The sequence below is a fragment of the Formosa sp. S-31 genome (genome assembly GCF_051172795.1).
Classification (GTDB): Bacteria; Bacteroidota; Bacteroidia; order Flavobacteriales; family Flavobacteriaceae; genus Formosa.
In genome coordinates, this window is the sequence record NZ_JAENDK010000007.1 from 226,231 (window position 1) to 246,336 (window position 20,106).

19 protein-coding genes are annotated in these 20,106 nt (G+C 34.5%); 6 read left to right on the top strand and 13 right to left on the bottom strand.

The features are described 5' to 3' along the window. The 5 genes from I3217_RS09320 to I3217_RS09340 form a co-directional block, all read right to left on the bottom strand. Nucleotides 1-1,114, bottom strand: a 1,114-nt coding sequence (locus I3217_RS09320; protein ID WP_435049487.1) for an acyl-CoA dehydrogenase family protein, incomplete at its 3' end; no start/stop codon positions are given. Nucleotides 1,115-1,148: 34 nt separating this feature from the next. After that, nucleotides 1,149-2,027: a ComEA family DNA-binding protein gene (locus I3217_RS09325; protein WP_435049488.1), complete on the bottom strand. Its 879-nt coding sequence runs from the start codon at nt 2,025-2,027 to the stop codon at nt 1,149-1,151. Between the two features lie 10 nt (nt 2,028-2,037). Continuing rightward, nucleotides 2,038-3,660: an alanine/glycine:cation symporter family protein gene (locus tag I3217_RS09330; RefSeq protein WP_435049489.1), complete on the bottom strand. Its 1,623-nt coding sequence runs from the start codon at nt 3,658-3,660 to the stop codon at nt 2,038-2,040. A gap of 116 nt (nt 3,661-3,776) precedes the next feature. Then, complete coding sequence (locus tag I3217_RS09335; protein WP_435049490.1) at nt 3,777-4,004, bottom strand: PspC domain-containing protein; 228 nt, start codon at nt 4,002-4,004, stop codon at nt 3,777-3,779. 12 nt (nt 4,005-4,016) lie between these two features. Beyond that, on the bottom strand, nt 4,017-5,291 hold the full coding sequence (locus I3217_RS09340) for a DUF2851 family protein (protein WP_435049491.1): 1,275 nt from the start codon (nt 5,289-5,291) through the stop codon (nt 4,017-4,019). Nucleotides 5,292-5,467: 176 nt separating this feature from the next. Here I3217_RS09340 and I3217_RS09345 point away from each other — a divergent pair, with 176 nt between their 5' ends. Beyond that, the gene (locus I3217_RS09345; RefSeq protein ID WP_435049492.1) at nt 5,468-5,683 is read left to right on the top strand and encodes a hypothetical protein; all 216 of its coding nucleotides are present in this window, start codon (nt 5,468-5,470) and stop codon (nt 5,681-5,683) included. An 84-nt stretch (nt 5,684-5,767) separates the two neighbouring features. Here the strand turns inward: I3217_RS09345 and I3217_RS09350 are convergent, their stop codons facing one another. Further along, the gene (locus I3217_RS09350) at nt 5,768-7,003 is read right to left on the bottom strand and encodes an ABC transporter permease (protein WP_435049493.1); all 1,236 of its coding nucleotides are present in this window, start codon (nt 7,001-7,003) and stop codon (nt 5,768-5,770) included. Between the two features lie 9 nt (nt 7,004-7,012). On the opposite strand from I3217_RS09350, the gene I3217_RS09355 reads away from it, so the two are divergent. Next, the gene (locus tag I3217_RS09355) at nt 7,013-8,233 is read left to right on the top strand and encodes an exo-beta-N-acetylmuramidase NamZ family protein (RefSeq protein ID WP_435049494.1); all 1,221 of its coding nucleotides are present in this window, start codon (nt 7,013-7,015) and stop codon (nt 8,231-8,233) included. A gap of 20 nt (nt 8,234-8,253) precedes the next feature. Here the strand turns inward: I3217_RS09355 and I3217_RS09360 are convergent, their stop codons facing one another. Both I3217_RS09360 and I3217_RS09365 read right to left on the bottom strand, forming a co-directional pair. Beyond that, nucleotides 8,254-9,081 carry a sterol desaturase family protein gene (locus I3217_RS09360; protein ID WP_435049495.1) on the bottom strand — a complete coding sequence of 276 codons (828 nt, stop codon included), beginning with the start codon at nt 9,079-9,081 and terminating at the stop codon, nt 8,254-8,256. Nucleotides 9,082-9,151: 70 nt separating this feature from the next. Next, on the bottom strand, nt 9,152-9,646 hold the full coding sequence (locus tag I3217_RS09365; protein ID WP_435049496.1) for a YkgJ family cysteine cluster protein: 495 nt from the start codon (nt 9,644-9,646) through the stop codon (nt 9,152-9,154). A gap of 64 nt (nt 9,647-9,710) precedes the next feature. On the opposite strand from I3217_RS09365, the gene I3217_RS09370 reads away from it, so the two are divergent. Next, nucleotides 9,711-10,409 carry a class I SAM-dependent methyltransferase gene (locus I3217_RS09370; RefSeq protein WP_435049497.1) on the top strand — a complete coding sequence of 233 codons (699 nt, stop codon included), beginning with the start codon at nt 9,711-9,713 and terminating at the stop codon, nt 10,407-10,409. Here the strand turns inward: I3217_RS09370 and I3217_RS09375 are convergent. The 3 genes from I3217_RS09375 to I3217_RS09385 form a co-directional block, all read right to left on the bottom strand. Then, nucleotides 10,406-10,939, bottom strand: a complete 534-nt coding sequence (locus I3217_RS09375; RefSeq protein WP_435049498.1) for a DUF2059 domain-containing protein — start codon at nt 10,937-10,939, stop codon at nt 10,406-10,408. The two genes, I3217_RS09370 and I3217_RS09375, sit on opposite strands and share 4 nt — an antisense overlap. Before the next feature lie 184 nt (nt 10,940-11,123). Next, the gene (locus I3217_RS09380; protein ID WP_435049499.1) at nt 11,124-12,854 is read right to left on the bottom strand and encodes a TonB-dependent receptor; all 1,731 of its coding nucleotides are present in this window, start codon (nt 12,852-12,854) and stop codon (nt 11,124-11,126) included. Between the two features lie 24 nt (nt 12,855-12,878). Beyond that, nucleotides 12,879-15,896, bottom strand: a complete 3,018-nt coding sequence (locus I3217_RS09385) for a tetratricopeptide repeat protein (RefSeq protein WP_435049500.1) — start codon at nt 15,894-15,896, stop codon at nt 12,879-12,881. Between the two features lie 180 nt (nt 15,897-16,076). Between I3217_RS09385 and I3217_RS09390 the strand changes: the two genes are divergently transcribed. The 3 genes from I3217_RS09390 to I3217_RS09400 are packed head-to-tail and all read left to right on the top strand — an operon-like array spanning nt 16,077 to nt 18,613. Continuing rightward, nucleotides 16,077-16,760 (top strand): cell division ATP-binding protein FtsE, encoded by a 684-nt coding sequence (locus I3217_RS09390; RefSeq protein ID WP_435049501.1) that lies wholly within the window; start codon nt 16,077-16,079, stop codon nt 16,758-16,760. Between the two features lie 3 nt (nt 16,761-16,763). After that, complete coding sequence (locus I3217_RS09395; RefSeq protein ID WP_435049502.1) at nt 16,764-17,663, top strand: glycosyltransferase family 2 protein; 900 nt, start codon at nt 16,764-16,766, stop codon at nt 17,661-17,663. Next, nucleotides 17,660-18,613, top strand: coding sequence for a glycosyltransferase family 2 protein (locus tag I3217_RS09400; RefSeq protein ID WP_435049503.1), 954 nt, complete (start codon nt 17,660-17,662; stop codon nt 18,611-18,613). The genes I3217_RS09395 and I3217_RS09400 overlap by 4 nt, the downstream gene beginning before the upstream one ends. On the opposite strand, the gene I3217_RS09405 is transcribed toward I3217_RS09400, so the two are convergent. Both I3217_RS09405 and I3217_RS09410 read right to left on the bottom strand, forming a co-directional pair. Next, nucleotides 18,568-19,002 (bottom strand): sugar 3,4-ketoisomerase, encoded by a 435-nt coding sequence (locus I3217_RS09405; RefSeq protein ID WP_435049504.1) that lies wholly within the window; start codon nt 19,000-19,002, stop codon nt 18,568-18,570. The two genes, I3217_RS09400 and I3217_RS09405, sit on opposite strands and share 46 nt — an antisense overlap. Further along, on the bottom strand, nt 18,963-20,078 hold the full coding sequence (locus I3217_RS09410) for a glycosyltransferase (RefSeq protein ID WP_435049505.1): 1,116 nt from the start codon (nt 20,076-20,078) through the stop codon (nt 18,963-18,965). Before I3217_RS09410 ends, I3217_RS09405 begins: the two co-directional genes overlap by 40 nt. Nucleotides 20,079-20,106 lie beyond the last annotated feature (28 nt).

The following is a 20,106-nucleotide window of genomic DNA, read 5'->3' on the forward strand; positions in this document are numbered from 1 at the left end:
CCCGAAGAATTTCTGAAGTTCCCCCTCCTATTGGTCCTAATCTACTGTCGCGCAACAAACGTGCTAGCGGATAATCTTCCATATAGCCATAACCGCCCAAAAACTGTAAGCATTCATACACAACCTCATCTGACATTTTAGTTGATTTCAATTTTGAAATTGTTGCTTCCTTTACCACATACTCTCCTTTATTTAAACGGTAAGCAACTTCGTAATTAAAGGACTTACAAAGACTCATATCTGCATATAAATCGGCAAATTTATGCCGTAATGCTTGAAATTTATCGATAGTTTTTCCAAACGCCATACGCTCCGACATATAGTTCTGTGCATAGTCTAAAGCGTATTCTGCTCTGGCGTGGGCATTAACCCCCATAATTAATCGCTCTAAAGCGAAATGCTGCATAATATAAGGGAAACCTTTTCCTTCTTCTCCCATTAAATTAGAAGCAGGAATTTCAACATTATTAAAAGCGATCTCTGCAGTATCACTGGCTCTCCATCCTAACTTATCTAATTTTGTAGAAGAAATGCCTGGAGTATCTCGATCTACAACAAAAATACTAATCCCTTTATGAGCATTAGTAGTATCTGTTTTAGCAGCAACTACCAGATAATCACTGTAAACACCATTTGTAATAAAGGTCTTTGATCCGTTTATTACATATTTATCTCCCTGCTTTACAGCTGTAGTCCGCATACCGGCAACATCGCTTCCAGCAAAAGGTTCGCTTATACATAAACATCCTATTTTGTCTCCTGCTATACTTGGAGCCAGGTACTTTTGTTTAATTGCCTCGTCGCCTTCCTTGTTTAAATGCGTCATAGCGAGATAAGCATGCGCCCACATTGCAGCAGCAAAACCGGATGAATTAATTTTTTGTAATTCTTCTAAAAAGATAACGGTATAAAATATATCTAAATTCAGTCCGCCATAAGCTTCAGGATAAGCAATACCAAAAAAGCCCATCTCTCCAAATTTCTTCCAGATGAAACGCTCTATCGTTCCTGATTTCTCCCATTTTTCAATGTGTGGAACTACTTCTTTCTTTAAAAAATCTTGCAGACTTTGTCTAAACAGGTCATGTTCTTCTGTGAAGTACATAGTATTCATATTAGGGTATTTATTATATTCTAGAATACCAGAATTAATTGAGCGCCAAATATAACTTAATTATATCTATTTTTTGAACAGGAAAGTTCTTTACTTTTAATAAGTCATCTAAACTTTTAAAGCCTTCTCTAAGCGTACGCTCTTCAATTATATGCTGAGCTAAGGGATAATCTATATGTTGTATTTTAACCAAGTCGTCAATATTTGCCTGATTAATATTCACTTTTTCTACATTTCGCGGCGTTTTAACCGTAAATTGTGAAGTTATATTTTTTATAACCTCAGGCGATAAACCATATACATCCAGCAACTGAACATCGGAAATAAATCCACCTTCAAATGTATTTCTGAATCTGATTATACGTGTCGCCAAAGCTTCTCCAACGCCGTAAACCGATTGAAGCTGCTGAGTCGTTACTGTATTTAAATCACCTTTAATATTAGATGAAGACGCTCTTGAAGTAACTTTAGAATCTTCTATGCCTGAAATTTTCTGCTTTAAAACCCAATCCGGAAACTTAAAATACGGTGAAATACTTTTCAGCAACTCATCTGAAACTCCTGTTACCTTCTGAAAATCTTCTGCTGAATTAATCCACTTACCCTGACTTCTATAAGTATGGAACCTATCAATTTCTTCATTAGACATTCCCAAAGTATAGCCTTTAAAATCTGTAATATAATTTGGGTTAAAAGGATAGATCTTAGTTTTTTCCTTTCCTGCTGATTCTTGTTTTAAAGAATCTATTTCGGCTTCTAAAACAGCCAGAGTATCTGCTTCTAAATTAATTTCTACTTCAGTCCGGGAAACGAAGAAATAAACCAACTGCAGTACACAAATAATGAAAAGCAATAAAAAAATCCCATATCGTTGTTTATTAGTAAACGTGATATGGGATTTTAAAATCTTCATAAGTTTTTTTTTACATATGCTCTGTAAAGTCTGTTGCGCCTTCCTCTAAAGCATCTTCCTTTTTATTTATTGCGTTCATATATTTATTCAGCTCTCGTCTAATTATAGGTGTTAGCATAACTACACCAATAATATTAGGAACCACCATAGCAAAAATCATAGCATCAGAGAAGTCTATTACAGCTCCAAGACTAATTGACGCCCCGATTACTACAAATACTAAAAATAAAAATTTATAAACTAAATCTGAAACTTTTCCTTTTCCGAATAAATATACCCAACCTTGCATACCGTAATACGACCAAGAAATCATAGTAGAAAAAGCAAACAAAATTACTGCAATAGTTAAAATTACAGAGAAATGCGGAATCACTGTATCGAATGCTGTTGCGGTTAACTCAACACCTTCTTTAATCGGCACACCATATTCCATAAATTGACCATCGAAGTTAGTAATTATGATTACTAATGCAGTCATAGTACAGATTACAACAGTATCGACAAACGGCTCTAGTAATGCTACAATTCCTTCACTAGCCGGATATTTTGTTCTTACTGCAGAGTGCGCAATTGCAGCAGAACCAACTCCTGCTTCGTTAGAGAAAGCTCCTCTACGTATACCTTGAATCATTACACCAATTAAACCACCAGCAATTCCTAAACCGGAAAAAGCACCTTCTATAATTAAACTGAAGGCATCTCCTATGTGATTATAATTTGCTCCTAAAATAATTAATGAGGCTAAAACATAAATTCCAGCCATAAATGGTACTACTTTTTCGGTAACAGATGCAATTCTTTTAATACCTCCAATAATAACCACAGCTACTAAAACAGCCATAACAAGACCAAAATAAAGTCCGCCGTTCTCACTTTGAATATCAAATAATTTAACAAATTGAGCTGCTGCCTGGTTAGCCTGGAACATGTTTCCACCTCCAAAAGAACCACCTATAACGAAAATGGCAAATACAACGGCTAGTACTTTTCCTAAACCACCAAAACCTTTTTCTCCTAGTCCTTTTTTAAGGTAGTACATTGGTCCTCCATAAACAGTTCCGTCTTTACCAACGTCTCTGTATTTAACACCAAGTGTACACTCAGCAAATTTAGAAGCCATACCTAATAGCCCTGCTACAATCATCCAGAATGTTGCACCAGGTCCACCAATAGATAATGCTACGGCTACACCAGCAATATTACCTAAACCGACTGTAGCAGAAAGCGCTGCTGTAAGCGCCTGGAAGTGTGACACTTCACCTTCTGCACTATCATCACGCAACGTTTCAATTATATTTTCATGATCATTAGGCGTAACATCACCGTATAATGTATCGGCGCCGTGTTTCTCAATATCTTCATATTGTCCTTTTACCACCTTTAAGGCAGTAACGAATCCAGTAAAATTTATAAATTTAAAATAGATGGTAAAGTAAATAGCTCCACCTATTAATACTATTAAAACCCAAGGTAATTTGAAATTTTCTGTAAATGGTATTTCATAAAAAATCCCATCTACAAACCAGCTCGTATAATTTTTAAAAATGGCATCAACTTTTGCAGAGGTTGAATCTTGAGCGAAGGTTAAAATGGGAATGATTAAAGTAAGTAGAAATAGGAAATATTTCCTCATAATTTAAATAGTATTAGTTAATAATTAGGGTAAGGGTGCCCGTTTAAAGCGCCCCAAGTTGCTAAAAATAATTGGTTTTTAAAAGAATAAGCAGTAAAAAAGAAAAATTTCATGAATTACAAATCAAAAACCGAAGAGCGTTTGGTGTATAACATATCTTTAATTCGCATCCAAAATGCCAAAAACAGGTAAAGCGCAAAGCCAAAACCAACGGTAACAAACGTTAAATAAATAAACGAGGTTCTTACTACCTTGGCACGCATACCTAAACGATCGGCAATACGCTGACACACGTAAAATCCGTGTTTCTGAAAATTCAATAAAGTGTTGTAGAAAATATTCATGCCGCAAGTTAATTAAATTCGATTTAATATTGAATTTCCAACGGCACATTGCAGGCATTTATTTCTATTACAATATTCGGTTTTTAACTGAATTACACCCTGAGTTTGTAATGCAGAACTAAAAATAGGTTTTAGTAATTCAAATTTTTCAACAATGGTATTTCTCTCGGGTTGTATAGCCTTTATTAAATCTAATACGACTTCCGAATTGTCTTTTCCTAAATATTTACCGTAACTAAACTTTAACGGTAAAATGGTATTAATTAACAAAAGGTCTGTAAATGACTTTGATATTTTTTTTCTTACCGGTTTTGAAGCTTTTTTAAACGTGTAGTGATTCTTCCAGAACTCGGAAGTTTCGACAGAAAACATAGTATAAAATCCTTCTAAAGATGTTTCCTCCATTATTTTTGAAAACAAATTGGCATTTAAAGCATAGACCTGAGCCAACTGAGATAATCTGATTGTTGGAAAGTTGGGCGGTCGAAGCCTAAAAAACTGCACAGGTAAAACCTTCTGATTATTCAATTGAAATTTTTGACTTAAAAATTTATAATCATTTTGAAGTGAAACATAATACGGTTCATCTATTGGCTCCTCTAACAAGCCACACTGGCCATGAAACAAAGCTTCCAGAAGCGCTTCTTTATTTTGAATTTTACGCACTATAGAGAAATCAAAAGAGGTAGCCATACTCAAAAAAGCCTCTCCATTTAATTTAAGTCCGAAATTCTTAGCCAGCATTTGAAACAATACCGCTTCCCAATTCTGATTACTTACACTAAGCAGTTCTTCAATCTGAGTTGATTTTCTTTCTAATCGTTCAAAATACAAACGCTCTATCCAGTTTTTAAGTAAAAACTCATCTGTAAATTTAAAATCAGACTCACAATTAATCCACCGTTTATTACCGGAATACAATTTATAATAGGAGTCTAACACCGGTTTAGAAATATAATTTTGAAGTTCCAGGGTGGAAATTACGGTATTATTCTTTCTAAAAACATCCACATCGTGTTCCCAGACGACATGAAGAATAATATTATCGTAAGCCTTATCTGTTTCATGATTATGTACGTACCAATCGGAAGACTTTAAATGAATTTCAACATTGCCAGCCCACAACTGATTGTCTATCTCAATTTGTGCATTAAAAAAATCGGGGCCTGAATTGTAATTGTGCTGTCCCACACTTAATATATTCAAAACCTCTCCATCAACACTAATTAAGTGTTTCGTGTCTATTTTTTTAAATTTCCACAGGTAATGTAAATAATCTTCTTGCATTTTTAAATATACCAAAAACCCAATAAAACAAAAACACAATACACTGAATTACAATTACATTAAAACACTAATTCTAAAAAAACAGACCTGCATTTCGTCGAAAAATCGCACAAACATTTAAAATTCCCCTCTAAGATTTGTAATATTATACTCTATTAACCCCTAAATCTTAACATATGAAAACAAGAATTAGTCTTGGTGTTGTTCTTGGTATTGGTGCTTTAGCCATCCTTGGACAAACAAAAGTGACACTTTGCCACAATGTGGATCACAATCCGCATACCATTACGGTTGCAGCTCCTGCTGCCGTTGCTCATTTTCTTCAACACCCTAATGACACTTTAGGACCATGTGGAGAAACTGGTGGTGAAGAAGGTATCCCACAAGGATAGTCCATAAACATTTCAATATTTAAGTACTAAGCCTGGGAGAGATCTCAGGCTTTTTACATACTATAAACTCGGTAAATCAAACACCTATTCAAAACGAATGGCTTTTACCGGTGATATTTTTGTAATGATAAATGAAGGCACCAAGAGCATAACCAGACACAAAATAAATGTCCCGATATTTAACGCCAGAATGTAATTTAAATTAATGTAAACAGGTGCTTCTGTAACATAATACACACTTGGATCTAATGGAAAAAGTTTAAAATACTTTTGAGCAAACAACAGGCCTAAGCCAATAACATTTCCCCAAAATAATCCTAATACTATTAAATACGAAGCGTTAAACAAAAAGACTTTTCTTATACTCCAGTTGTTGCTACCAAGCGCTTTTAGAATCCCAATCATTTGTGTGCGCTCTAAAATCAGTACTAATAATGCAGTAATCATATTAATTCCGGCTACCAATATCATTATACCTATAATTGCATAAATATTGTTGTCGAAAATTTTAATCCATTCGAAAATGGAATAAAATTTTTCAATAATTGTCTGAGTGTTTAAAGTTGGAGGCGTATTCTTATAAACTTCCATCCCGGTTTCTGCTACTGCATCAAAATCATCTACAAACAATTCAAAATTTCCAATTTGGGAATCCTCCCATTTATTCAAACGCTGAATATGCCGAATATCTCCAATAACATAAGTCGCATCGAACTGTTGAAATCCAGAATTATAAATCCCTACTATTGTATAAGTAATTACATTTGGTGGTTTATTTGTATTATCCTTAATGAAATAAGTGTTTACCCGATCTCCCACCGTAAACCCCATTTTATTGGCTAAATACTGAGACATTAAAATCTCTTCATTCCGTTCCTTTGTAAAATCTGGTAAACGACCAGCTGTTACAAACTCTTTAAAATAATGCCAGTCGTAATCTTTACCGACACCTTTTAAAATAATGCCTTCAAAATCGGTTGCTGTTCTGATTACTCCAAACTTGGTGGCTACGGCCTGAATATGGTTTATACCTGAAACTGATTTAAATTCCGGATAAAACTCCTGATCTTTGGAAATAGGAACTCCGCTTTCCTGAGAATTATTACTGTCGAAATTCGAAATAGTAATATGCCCGTTAAAAGCAACTACCTTATCTCTAATTTTTTGCTGAAGCCCTATACCTGTTGCAATAGCAATCATCATAACCACTAAACCAATAGTAATTGCCGCAATACCAATTTTTATAATTGGAGCCGAAACACTACTTTTATACGCTTTACTGCCAATAATGCGTTTTGCTAAAAAATATTCGAAATTCAAACTTTAGGTATGCCTTTTAATGTGTTCAAAAATACAGTTTTATTATTTGTTTTCATCATGATTTCTTACGCTTGTAATTCTTCCACTAAAGCCTCCGAAATTAAACAAGTACAATCAACTAAAACTGAGCCTCCTATTATTGTCGGAGCCAATCGCACGGAAATCTACCTCCCTATGTTACAAGGTAAAAAAATTGGCATTGTTGCCAATCAGACTTCTGTTATTTTTAAAACCAATGGCCAGTTTACTCATATTGTAGATTCTTTATTAGTGTCAGATGTAAAATTAACCAAAGTCTTCTCGCCAGAGCATGGTTTTAGAGGGCAGGCAGATGCAGGTGAAGTTGTAAAAGACGGTATCGATACTAAAACTAATCTTCCTATAGTTTCATTATACGGTTCTAACAAAAAGCCTTCGAAAGAACAACTTAACGACATAGACCTATTAGTTTTCGACATTCAGGATGTTGGCGCTCGATTTTACACCTATATTTCAACGCTGCATTATGTAATGGAAGCCTGTGCCGAAAACAATATTCCTGTTTTGGTTTTAGACCGCCCGAATCCGAACGGGCATTATATTGACGGACCAGTTTTAGAACCTGAACATTCCAGTTTTGTTGGCATGCACCCTATCCCCGTTGTTCACGGCTTAACTATTGGTGAATATGCCCAAATGATAAATGGTGAAGGCTGGTTAAAGCACAAAATTTCCTGCGATCTTACAGTTATTCCTATGGAACATTACACGCATACATCTTTCTATCATTTACCTATAAAACCATCACCAAATCTTCCTAACGACCAATCCATAAATCTTTACCCAAGCTTGTGTTTATTTGAAGGCACAAATGTAAACGCAGGTCGAGGAACAGATAAACAATTTCAAATATATGGTTCTCCTCACTTACCTAAATCTGGTTTTAGCTATACCCCAAAACCTAATGCCGGAGCCAAACACCCAAAGCATGAAGGAAAATTATGTTACGGAGAAGATTTAAGTAAAATAAAACCTTTATCTGAATTAAACTTATCATACCTTATAACTGCATATTCAACAACAAGTAATAAAGGTGATTTTTTCAATTCCTTCTTTACAAAACTCGCAGGCACAAAACAACTTCAACAACAAATAGAATCTGGTTTAACCGTAAATGAAATAAAGGCAAGCTGGGAAAAAGACCTGAGTGACTTTAAACAAAAACGAAACAAATACTTAATTTACAAATAGAAGACCTTGCCTTTTTAAAATTACCCTGTAGTTGGCTTTCTATACTTCTGAAAAGGCTGTTTCAATAAAGCTTTAATATTGCTGTTAGTATTTTCATCAGGAAAAGTATCGACACCATAATGAATTTTCTCGCGATCCAGTTCCATATACGTGCCAAATAAACGATCCCAAACTGAAAAAATATTTCCATAATTAGAATCCGTATAAGGCAACACATAGTGATGATGGACTTTATGCATATCAGGCGAAACAAACACAAAACTAATAATCTTGTCCACTAATCTTGGCATTTTAATATTTGCATGGGTTAACTGCGTAAACACGACAGATAAGGATTGATACATCATAATTACAGCAATTGGTGTCCCTGCAATTATACTCCCAAAAACAGTAAATACAAATCGCACCATATTTTCTATAGGATGATGTCGGTTTCCTGTGGTGGTATCTACCTTATGATCGGTGTGATGTACTAAATGTACCATCCAAAGAAGTTTTATCTTATGCTCTAAAAAGTGCGCCAGATACGCTCCAAAAAAATCCAGTAACAATACACCTAAAGTTAAATAAGCCCATAAGGGTAATTCTGGCAACCAGTTTATAATTCCGAAGTCATAATTTTCTACCCAATCGGCCGTTTTTAACAACAAAAAAGCCATTCCTAAATTAACAACTATAGTTGTGCATGTAAAAAAGAAATTAGGCACAGCATGTTTCCATTTATTATATCTAAATTTAAATAAAGGAATCGCGCCTTCCAGCACCCAGAAAAAAGTAATCCCTCCGACCAGAATTAAACTGCGATGCAAGGACGGTATAGTTTCAAAATAATTAACAAGAGATTCCAAAAAACAGTAATTTTAGCAGACTATAAGATACTAAAAAATTAACTGAAGAAAATCTCTATTACATAGAAGTCTACAATTTAATCTGTTTTTTCATAGCCTCTACAATATTATAAGCTGCCGGACAAATCGCTACATTCTTTAAGGTTAAATTAGAAATTTGCTGGAACTTTTTCCTGTCTGTATGCGGAAATTCACGACAGGCCTTGGGTCTCACATCATAAATAGAACAATAATTATCGGCTCCTAAAAACGTACACGGCACACTTTGTAATACGTAATCATTCTCTTCATCGATTCTAAGAAACTGATCTATAAATTGCTGCTGTTTCATTTTAAAATACTTAGCAATACGCTCAACATCCTTATCTGTAAATAATGGTCCTGTCGTTTTACAACAGTTTGCACACTGCAAACAATCTGTACGCTTAAACTCTTCTTCATGCAAATCCTGCATAATGTAATCGAGTTGTTTAGGCGGTTTCTTTTTTAGTTTTTTAAAAAAGTTTCTATTCTCGTTATGCTTATCTTTGGCCTGTTTAGGCAAATTATCTATAATCTCCTGCATGATGCAAAAATACTATTTTAATTCTTGAGATTTTTGTTTTAACTGCACCGTAATATAAAAACACATGAAAGACCTTTTTGGACAAGCCCTTTTAGATTATCAGCACGGTAACTATACCGAAGACCTTATTACTTCTACCAGTATTTCTGAAGAAGACATTTTGCCTTTGCCCTATCTTTTTAGAAGATATAAAGACATGCCTAAACTGGAACAGGAAGCATTAAAACGTGCTAAAGGTAAAGTTCTCGATGTGGGTTGCGGCGCAGGAAGTCATAGTTTATTTTTACAAAATAAAGGCTTAACCGTAAAAGGCATTGACATTTCCGCAGGTGCTATAGAAGTTTGTAGATTAAGGCAACTGTCTAATGTTGAAGTCAAGGATGTTTTAGATGAAACAGAAACTTTTGATACCATATTACTTCTAATGAATGGCACTGGTATTTTTCAAAAGTTAAGTTACGTTACTAAATATTTATCACATCTAAAATTACTATTAAATTCTGGCGGACAAATTTTAATAGATTCTTCAGACATTCAATATATGTACGAAGATGAAGATGGCGGCCTCTGGATTGACACCAATAACAATTATTACGGCGAACTCGATTACTTTATAAGCTATAAAGGAGAAAAAGAAACCCCGTTAACCTGGTTATATTTAGATTTTGAAACCCTGAAAACCGCCTGCACAACTATAGGCATAAAATGCACTAAACTTTTGGAAGGCGAGCATTTCGATTATCTCGCCAAATTAAGTCTTTAACGCACGGAATACCCTTTTTCTTCAAGTTTTTTGTTAACCGTCTTGTACATTTCGCCGCACCAGAAATCGGAAATTACCTGCATTTTTTCCTGCATTCCGGCTTGCGATTTTGTAATCTTTTTTCCGGTGGCACTTCTGTAGAATTCGTCGATGGTTTTTTTATCCTTTTTAGTCAGGGCTTCTGGATTGGATAACATAGTCTGTCCCGTATTAGAAGCAAACAAGGTATTCATTCGTTTTACATCGTCATGATTAAAATAATCCTGATAAGCTAAAACTAATTTATCGCTAACATCTTCCATAGCCTCTGGCTTTACCGATTTTAGTTCGTCCCAGGTTTCAGAAGAAATTCCGAATTTAGAATATTGCGCTTCAATCTGGCTAAAACAAGCATCAAAAACGGACTCATAATACGTATAAGTTCCGTTACTTTTCAAACATTGTTTTACATCGGCACTGTAGGCTTCGGTTTGTGAAAATACCGAAATGCCGGATATTAATCCTAAAAATAAGAGTATAATTTTTTTCATAATTCATAATGTAGGTTATGTGCCTTAGCACGTTAATTTTCAAGATTTGAGGATTTAAATATACTAATTTAGAATTAACTCACAGTAAAAAACCATACAATTAACTGATAAACAACACGCTCCAAACAAAAAAGCACCACCTAAATACGGCAGTGCTTTTCGTATATTATAGTACCAATTAGATTTAAAAATCGAACTTATAAGTTGCTCCGGCCAGGGCCTGAAAACCTTGAACATTGTAATGATTAAATCGTTCGTAATTTTGATTTGCAATATTATTCAAACGAACAAATGCTGCTAAACGCTCATTTACATTATACCCGGCATTTAAATTTAAATCGATATATCCTTTAAGCTTAATAGTTTCTGATGTTGTATTGCTATTAGCTGTTACTGTCTGTAAATCTTTACGTCCACCTACATAGAAGAGATTTGCTCCGGCAAACCATTTTTGATCACTTTGATAATCTCCAAAAACAGAAGCTTTAATATCTGGTAAGTTCCATGCCTCTGCTTCATTCTTGGTGTTATAATTAAAATACTCGGCTCTAAGTCCCATTTTAAGATTTCTGTTGGCATCTACAGTTAACTCTCCTTTAAACTTAAACGTTCTTACGTCGTCGTAAACCACTCCAAATGAGTTTCCATATCTAAATGCGTCATTTCCGTTATAATTGGATTGATAGGCATTATTTTGAAACAACGGCTTATCAGATTCAGACAAATAACTGGCTTTAACATTATAACTAATTGTATTAGTGAACTTTCCCAGGACTCCTAAAAAGGCATTATAACCTAATTCCGTAGGCTTAATGTCTAAAGTAGGCGATACAAATGGATTCTGACCTACTAAATCGCGATACGTATTTTGAATAACATCTCCTTTTAAACCTCCGTAAGCCACTAAAACATCTTCCACTATACTGTACGATCCCGTAACATTTGGCAAAGCATAAAAATCGCTAGGCGTATCTTTCATACCCAGTAAATAATAAATTGAAAGACCTATATCCAGCGTTAAATCATCTCTTCTGAATTTATAAGATGGTGACACTCCAAACAAGATATTTTTATATTCTGGTGTTTTTTCTCCCGAACTATAGGCATTACTCATCATACCTGACAAGAAATTCATAGTGACATCCGTAGAAATTTCCTGATCCATTATTGGTAAATCTACAGTACCATCGAAAGTAATATTGTATTCGTTAGAATCTATTCCGTCCAAAAACCGTCTTACTTCCAGGCTTCCTGATTTTATATAAGTATAATCGAAAGAAACATCACCGCCAAAAAACACATCGTAATAAGCCTGTTCCTGATCTATCCTTTTGGCAACAGTTGCATTGTTAAAATTATTAGGCACTCCATACCAGTTCTGATCCTTATAGTTCAGTCCTCCTTTTATACTCCATGTTAAATCGCGATACCTTTTTATGTAATCTAAATTAAATTGGGTAGACGCATTTCCATCATCGAGAATTTTATCTTCCAATCCCTTTCTGGATGACATATGAGACAAATACGCTCCTAGCGACCCTGTTCTTTTAATTTCTTTAGTAACATATACCTCAGCCAAAAGTGATTTAAAAGAACCAAATCCTAGTTTAGCATAATTATCGAAAAACGGCGTGGATTTTTCGCGCTCTATCGTTGCCGCTTTTCCTTTTGTCGGGGTAAAAGTTGACGCTACAGGCACCGACAAAATTTCATATTGAACGTCCTTTTTCTCGGTAGTGGCATTATCATCTAAAGTAGGTGTGGTTTTCACTTTAAAAGCATCAGAAATCGTTGGTGTATATGGCTTTACCACATTGATTACATCAGTCTGAATCGTATCCTTTTCCTGGGCAGATATTAAATTAACCGCTACTAAGGCTACTAGTATAAATATATATTGAATTTGCTTACGCATAAGATAAATAGTATTTAATGGTAATTAGTCCTGGGTATCTATTGATGAATTGGTTTTGGCTTGTTCCTTTTTAATTTCGCTAAGCTGCTTTTGGGCTTCTGCAGTCACATCTTTATAAGCTCCAAAGTTCTCTATTACACTTTCTAAAATATAAGTTGCCTGAAATGCATCGTCTAAAGCTTTATAGTTCATAGCCATGACAACCAAGCCTTTTGCACTGTAATATTTGTAACTGGAGTAATCTTTTGCCAATTTCTGAACAGCTTCATTGGAACCTTCATAATCGCCATCTTTATATTTAAAATAGGCATTATAAAACAAAGCCTCTGCTGCTGCTTCACCACTTGCTATACCACTTACTTCTTCGTAAGCTGATCTTGCCCGATCCATGTCGTTAGAATTAAATGCAGACCTTGCGATTATTAAATGAGCATCGCTCTTTATTTTATTATCCACAGTGGTATTAGCCAGCACTTTTTCTGCATAAGCTACAGCACTTTTATATTTACTAAGTTGATAATTTGCTTTCATTAAATTAGATTGTGCAAATACAACATTTTGTGGAAATGTTGCTTCATTTTCCAGACGTTCTAAAACAGGAACAGCATCGATCCAGTTTTTACCCTCCAGATAGCTTTGCGATAAACGCATTAAGGCTTCTTCGGAAAATTCACTTCTTGGAGCATCGACCACTGCTTTATAATGAGGTGCCGCATTAACTTTTAACCCCTTTTGATAATACAACTGTGCTAAATAAAAATGCGATTGATTTGCATGTAATCCATTTGGAAACTCGTTTAAATAACCATTAAACTGTTTTATCGCTTCATCTGTATTATTGTCTAAATATTTCTTCTCTGCAGCTTCGTAGGTCGAATTATCAAGATCTGCATCTGTTACCGACACAAAATCTAAAGTATTCACCCAAGCAGCATATTCGTCTACCTGCCCTAAATCCACATAAATTAATCGAGCAGTAGAAACTGCCTGAACCGCCTCTGGTGTTCCCGGGTAATTAGATGCTATGGTTTTAAATTTCTCCAAGGCTTTTGTGTTTTGATTTCCGTTATAAAAAATCAAGCCTTCACGTAGCATGGCCTTCGGTGTTAAGGAACTCATTCTGTATTCTGAACTTAACTGATTATACATAGCCACTGCCTTATCGCTTTGATTTGATTTAGTATAAGAATTACCTAATTCGTATAACGCATCATCCCGTAATTTCGATTTTTGGTAAGTATTTACAAACGCTTCCAGTTCGGCAACTTTAGTTTTATCCTGGCCTAAATAACCATAACTAATGGCTTTTTGAAATGCAGCATAATCGGACTCGAACTGATTTAATTTTATTGCTTCATTATACGCAGTAATCGCCTTATCGTAATTACTCGACACAAAATAACCATCTCCCAGTCTTAAATAAGCATCGTTTAACTTAACCGGATCACCAGAAAAACTTTGAGTAAATGCATTAAAGTGTTCGGTGGCCTGGCTGTATTCCTTCTGTTTAAAATACGCATACCCTAAATTATAATCTACTACTTTTTGCTCTTCAGTTTCAAATCCGGAATATTGTTTAGCCGCTTTAAAATCCAACAATGCTTCGGCATAATTATTTAAATTATAATTACACTCACCTTTCCAAAAATACGCTCTGGAGGTATACTCATCATTTATTGGTTCCTGTAAAGCATATTCGAAAAACGTTTTGGCTTCGGTATAGTTTTCATCTTCTATCAACTCCAGACCTCTATAAAACGCTACTTTTTGATAAGCTTCTTTACTCGCAAAGTCCTTCTTGCCTTGTAATAAGCTTAGAGCCTCTTTATAGTTTTTAGACGTAATATATGAATCTACCAAAAGCCCTTCAACTTCACTCCTGTAAGCAGTTTCAGGATATTTAGTTATGTAACCAGCCAGTACCGTTGGCACCGACTCGTAAGGGTTACCTATTTCATAACTTATTTTAGCATAATTATACCAGGCATCTTCCTGTATTTTAGGCTCAAACTCCATCTGAGAAGCATTTCTGAAAGCGTTTAAAGCCTCGGTCTTTTTGTTAAGTTTTATATAGCTTTCTCCTAAATGATAATATGCATTTTGAGCTACACCATTATTCCCTTCGATTATTTTATTGAATTCTGAAATAGCACTTTCGTAATCCTGCTGCTTGTAATACGCATATCCCAATTGATAATAATCGGTATTATTCCACTTTCCTCGCTTACCATTATACGCCTGTAAATAAGGAATAGCTTTATCGTACTGACCTAGATTAAAGTAGCTTTCTCCTATAATTTTATTAAGTTCGGATTCTTCTTCTCTCGAACTATAAGGCAGCTGTTCTTCCGCCAAAACTATAGCTTCCTGAAACTTCCCTAATTTAAAGTTAAGATCGGCCTTATAATACGACATACGCTCCTGATACTTTTTCTGATCGGCCACCTGATCGAAGTATTGCGTTGCTTCGTTATAATTATCGCTCTGGTATGCCATATACCCTATATAGTATTTGGCCTGCGTACCGTATTTACCTGAATTTTCAATTTTACCAAAATACTTCTTGGCATCCTTATAATTCTTGGTAACAAATGCAGTATACCCCTGATTAAAGTTATAACGATCTTTTTCCAGACTGGTTAAAGAGCGTTGATCTACTCTATCGTACCATTTTCTCGCGTGCGCATATTTTCCGTTTACAAAGTAAAAATCAGCCACATCCATATACGCCGAATTACGCTTTGGACTTGTAGGATAATCCTCCACGAAAGTTTCAACGAGATCCTCTGCCTTTAGCTGATTTAAACGTATGGCACAGTTGGCTATATAATATGCACATTCAGACTGCATTACCTCTTCCGAAGTATGTTTCTGAATGTTTGTAAAAATATTTTGAGCCGCTAAATATTGTTTATTATTAAACAAGGAAAGAGCCTTTTGGTATTCTACCTGGTCGTTGGTGTAAATAGCAGATCTTTGGGCAAATAATTGGCAGTTAAAACATACTGCCAACAAAAAAATCACAATGTTATGTCTTGTCATTAACCTTTAGTTTTATTGAAATCAAAGATAATTTAATCTGAATTCTATAACGAAAGAATTATGTAATAATTATCCTATACAAAGTCAGACCTGCAAATATTAAAAAAATTCCAAGAAGCGCTTGTTTTAAAAGTTATTATAAAATGATACATTTACATCGCAAAAATCCCAATACAAATTATGTCTCAACCTGTTCTAGAATTAAAAGATGTTTCAATTTTTCAAGGAAACAGCCTGGTACTTTCTAATGTAAATGTAGAAATTAACAAAGGAGATTTTGTCTACCTTATAGGTAAGACAGGTACAGGAAAAAGTAGCTTTATGAAAACCCTTTATGGCGATTTACCACTAACACAGGGCGAAGGCAGTATTGTAGATTTCGATTTACGCAAACTTAAAGAAAAAGACATCCCTTTTTTAAGACGAAAACTTGGGGTTGTTTTTCAGGATTTTAAATTACTGGTCGACAGAAATGTAAACGAAAATTTACTTTTTGTTTTAAAAGCTACCGGATGGAAGGATAAAAAGGAAATGCAAACACGCATAGAAGCCGTATTGGATAAGGTAGGTATGAAAACAAAAGGTTTTAAATTTCCTCACGAACTTTCAGGTGGAGAACAGCAACGTGTAGCCATTGCACGAGCGTTACTTAACGACCCTGAACTTATTTTAGCCGATGAGCCTACTGGTAACTTAGATCCGCAAACTAGTATTGAAGTTATGAAAGTACTGCAGGACATTAACAAAAATGGCAACACTATTTTAATGGCTACGCACGATTATGCGCTTTTACTAAAATACCCCAGTAAAACATTGAAGTGCGATGACAATCAGGTTTACGAAGTAGTTCAACGCAAAGCGTAATTTATGCTTTCTATTTTAATTCCTACATATAACTATAACATTTTCCATTTAGTTAAGTCCGTTCATGAACAATGTTTAAACGCTAAAATAAACTTTGAAATTATAGTGGTTGACGATGCGTCAACCAACACCGAATCAGTAAAATTCAATACAGAAGTTAAACAACTCAGTTATACAAGACATATTTTATTAAAGAAGAATTCCGGAAGAAGTTTTGCACGAAATTATTTGGCTTCGCTTTCTCAATTTGAGAATTTACTTTTTCTAGATGCCGATACCTTACCTATTCATTCTAATTTTATTGAAAAATACCTAAAGATTATTGATCTAGGCTATGAGGTAATTTATGGTGGTATTTCATATCAAATAAAAAAACCTCAACACTTCCAGATTTTGCGTTGGATATACGGTATAGATAGAGAAAGTGTATTAGCGTCAGAAAGACAAAGATCGCCATACATAAGCTTTCTTACACTCAATTTTCTCATAAAAAAAACAATAATAAAACAAATCCCTTTTAACGAAAACATACCTAACCTAAGGCACGAAGACACTTTATTTAGTTTTAACCTTAAAGAAAATAAAATTAAAATTTCTCATATCGATAATCCTGTTCTACATCTTGGCTTGGAAGATAGTAGAACATTTCTAAAAAAATCTGAAGAATCTGTCTGGTCTTTGCATCATCTAATTTCTAATGATTTAATACCAATTTCTTACACAAAACTTGGAAGAGCTGCTTTTAAATTAAAAACAACCAAATTGGATTGGGTTGTTTTATCACTATATGGTTGCAGTAAAAAAATAATTAGACAAAATCTACTTTCTAAGAAGCCTTCTTTATTTTTAATGGATTTTTATCGGCTAGGCTACTATCTTTATACCTCAAAAAATAAAATATGACCCCTGATATTTCTGTAATCATCACGGTATACAACAAAGAACATTACATTTACAACACTATTCAAAGTGTTCTGAATCAAACCTATAGTAACTTCGAAATTATAATAGTAAATGATGGATCTTCAGACAGAAGCGAATCTGTTATAAAAAAAATTACCGATACCAGAATTCATTACATAAAACAATCCAACCAAGGCGCTTCTGTAGCGAGAAATAATGGGATAGCACATGCTAACACTAATTTTGTCGCCCTTCTAGATGGCGATGACACTTGGCATGAAACCTATTTAGAATCTATCATAAATGCTGAGAAAAATTTTCCTGAAGCAAGTGTTTTTGCTTCGGCTATTGCAGATAAATACAAGAATGAAATTGTTCCTGTAACATATAACTTTGAAATAAATGGAAATGTTTCAATTAAAAATTATTTCGAAAACAGCAAAAAATACACGCTTTTGACTAGCTCCAGCATTGCATTTAAAACCAGTATTTTAAAAACAACAGGAGGATTTGACACTAGTATAAAATCTGGTCAGGATACAGATATGTGGATTCGCATAGGCTTGAATTACCCTATCGTATTTATTAATAAAACGCTGGTCTACTATAATTATATCGATTCTAGCTTATCAAACACCACATTTAATCTTGCTTTAAAACCCAAATATGATAAATACGAAGCTGAAGAACAACACAATCCCGCTGTTAAAGCTTTTATAGATAAAAACAGATATTCTTTAGCCATATTAAGTCGTCTGCAAAAAGACAAACACGCTTTTCAATTTTATAGCTCAAAAATTAAAAACTCTAATTTAACACTGAGACAAAATATTTTATTGAACAGTCCTAGATGGGTATTAAGTAGTCTTTTACAGCTAAAGGCTCTAAAAGGAAGGAAACTATATTACAGACCCTTAAATAATAAAAACTCATCAAAATTTCTGATATAATCAGCTTCATCATAAACATCTGAAGCCAATACCAGACAAACAGATCCCGAAGAAAAGTTCTCTATTTCACGCCAGATACCCGGTGTAATTAACAAGCCTTTATCCGGTTTGTTTAAAGACACCAATCGTTCTTCTTCACCATCCTTTAAACGGACTTCAAAACTTCCGCTTAGCGGAATTAAAAACTGAAACAACTCTTTATGAGCATGTCCTCCCCTGAAAGCATCGCTTGGCACATCGTAAAGATAATACACCCGTTTAATTTCAAACGGAATACATTCCTTTTCTATAACTGCCAGATTCCCTCTGGAATCTTTAATTTTAGGGATTTCAATAAGTTCAAGGTCCGTTAATTTTGTTGTAGTATATTGTTTAATAAATGTTTCCAATCGTTAGTTATTTGCTGAACCGAAAACCGTTGAACGCTTTGACTCGCATTCGTTTTACAGCGTTGGTACAAGGTTGAGTCAAAGATAAAACTATTCATCGCTTCTGATATTGCATTTACGTTAAAGTTTTCAACTAAAAGTCCGTTAAAACCCGTTTTTATAACTTCATTTGGTCCTGACTTGCAATCTACAGCAATTACCGGCGTTCCTAAACCAAGCGCTTCCGGAATAACCATAGGAAATCCTTCGTAACGACTGGTTAAAACTGAAAACAAAGCATGTTTTACATAGGGATATGGATTGGCTTGAAAACCTTTAAATACAACTTGGTCTTCAATTTGTAATTTCGAAGCATACCGCATTAAACTGCTTTTATCAGGACCATCTCCTAAGATTAATAACTTTACATCATTCTCTGGTAACTTAGACAAGTTATAAGCATCTAATAACAGCCTTAAGTTCTTATGATGGTCGTCTAGTCTGCCATAATAAACCACATACTTATCAAACCCAATATCATGTTTTGCTAACATATTTGACTCTTGTTCTATGTCTTCAAAATCAAATGCATTATAAATAGTCTGAATATATTGAAGCCCTAATCGCTTTTTAAAGTAATTTTCGGCTGCCTTAGAAACCGTTATCATATTTGCCTTTCTGTACAAATACCTGTTAAGCAACATATAGCGTGTAAAAGCTTTGGATAAATTGTAGTTATGCAGCACATAAACCACATTTTTTCTGGCATAAATAGCTTTAGATACTAAAAACTCACGATAGCCCTGAACCCGAGTTCTTGAATCGATAATGATATCAAAATCATGAGCTTCTAAAAACAGCTTAAATTGCCACAATCGGCCAAATCGACCTAAAAAAGTATCTCTTTTTTCTTTTAATTCCCCAAGATTAAAAAGTGCACCTTCATATTTGTAATCCACTTGATTTAACACCGTGACTATATATACCTCATACCCTAGACGAGATAACATTATAGACAACTGAGCCGAAGATCGTTCTGCTCCTCCTTTTCCTAAAGAGGATGCTACGATACAAATCTTTTTATTGTTTCTTTGCACTACGAACTAATTAACTGCACTCAAATAT

Excerpts from the sequence above, each read along its gene's own strand:
- I3217_RS09365 (WP_435049496.1), bottom strand. The coding sequence starts at position 9,646 with ATGCAGGAGATTATAGATAATTTGCCTAAACAGGCCAAAGATAAGCAT.
- I3217_RS09385 (WP_435049500.1), bottom strand. The coding sequence starts at position 15,896 with ATGACAAGACATAACATTGTGATTTTTTTGTTGGCAGTATGTTTTAAC.
- I3217_RS09400 (WP_435049503.1), top strand. The coding sequence starts at position 17,660 with ATGACCCCTGATATTTCTGTAATCATCACGGTATACAACAAAGAACAT.
- I3217_RS09370 (WP_435049497.1), top strand. The coding sequence starts at position 9,711 with ATGAAAGACCTTTTTGGACAAGCCCTTTTAGATTATCAGCACGGTAAC.
- I3217_RS09330 (WP_435049489.1), bottom strand. The coding sequence starts at position 3,660 with ATGAGGAAATATTTCCTATTTCTACTTACTTTAATCATTCCCATTTTA.
- I3217_RS09375 (WP_435049498.1), bottom strand. The coding sequence starts at position 10,939 with ATGAAAAAAATTATACTCTTATTTTTAGGATTAATATCCGGCATTTCG.
- I3217_RS09325 (WP_435049488.1), bottom strand. The coding sequence starts at position 2,027 with ATGAAGATTTTAAAATCCCATATCACGTTTACTAATAAACAACGATAT.
- I3217_RS09335 (WP_435049490.1), bottom strand. The coding sequence starts at position 4,004 with ATGAATATTTTCTACAACACTTTATTGAATTTTCAGAAACACGGATTT.
- I3217_RS09345 (WP_435049492.1), top strand. The coding sequence starts at position 5,468 with ATGAAAACAAGAATTAGTCTTGGTGTTGTTCTTGGTATTGGTGCTTTA.
- I3217_RS09395 (WP_435049502.1), top strand. The coding sequence starts at position 16,764 with ATGCTTTCTATTTTAATTCCTACATATAACTATAACATTTTCCATTTA.
- I3217_RS09340 (WP_435049491.1), bottom strand. The coding sequence starts at position 5,291 with ATGCAAGAAGATTATTTACATTACCTGTGGAAATTTAAAAAAATAGAC.
- I3217_RS09355 (WP_435049494.1), top strand. The coding sequence starts at position 7,013 with ATGCCTTTTAATGTGTTCAAAAATACAGTTTTATTATTTGTTTTCATC.
- I3217_RS09390 (WP_435049501.1), top strand. The coding sequence starts at position 16,077 with ATGTCTCAACCTGTTCTAGAATTAAAAGATGTTTCAATTTTTCAAGGA.
- I3217_RS09380 (WP_435049499.1), bottom strand. The coding sequence starts at position 12,854 with ATGCGTAAGCAAATTCAATATATATTTATACTAGTAGCCTTAGTAGCG.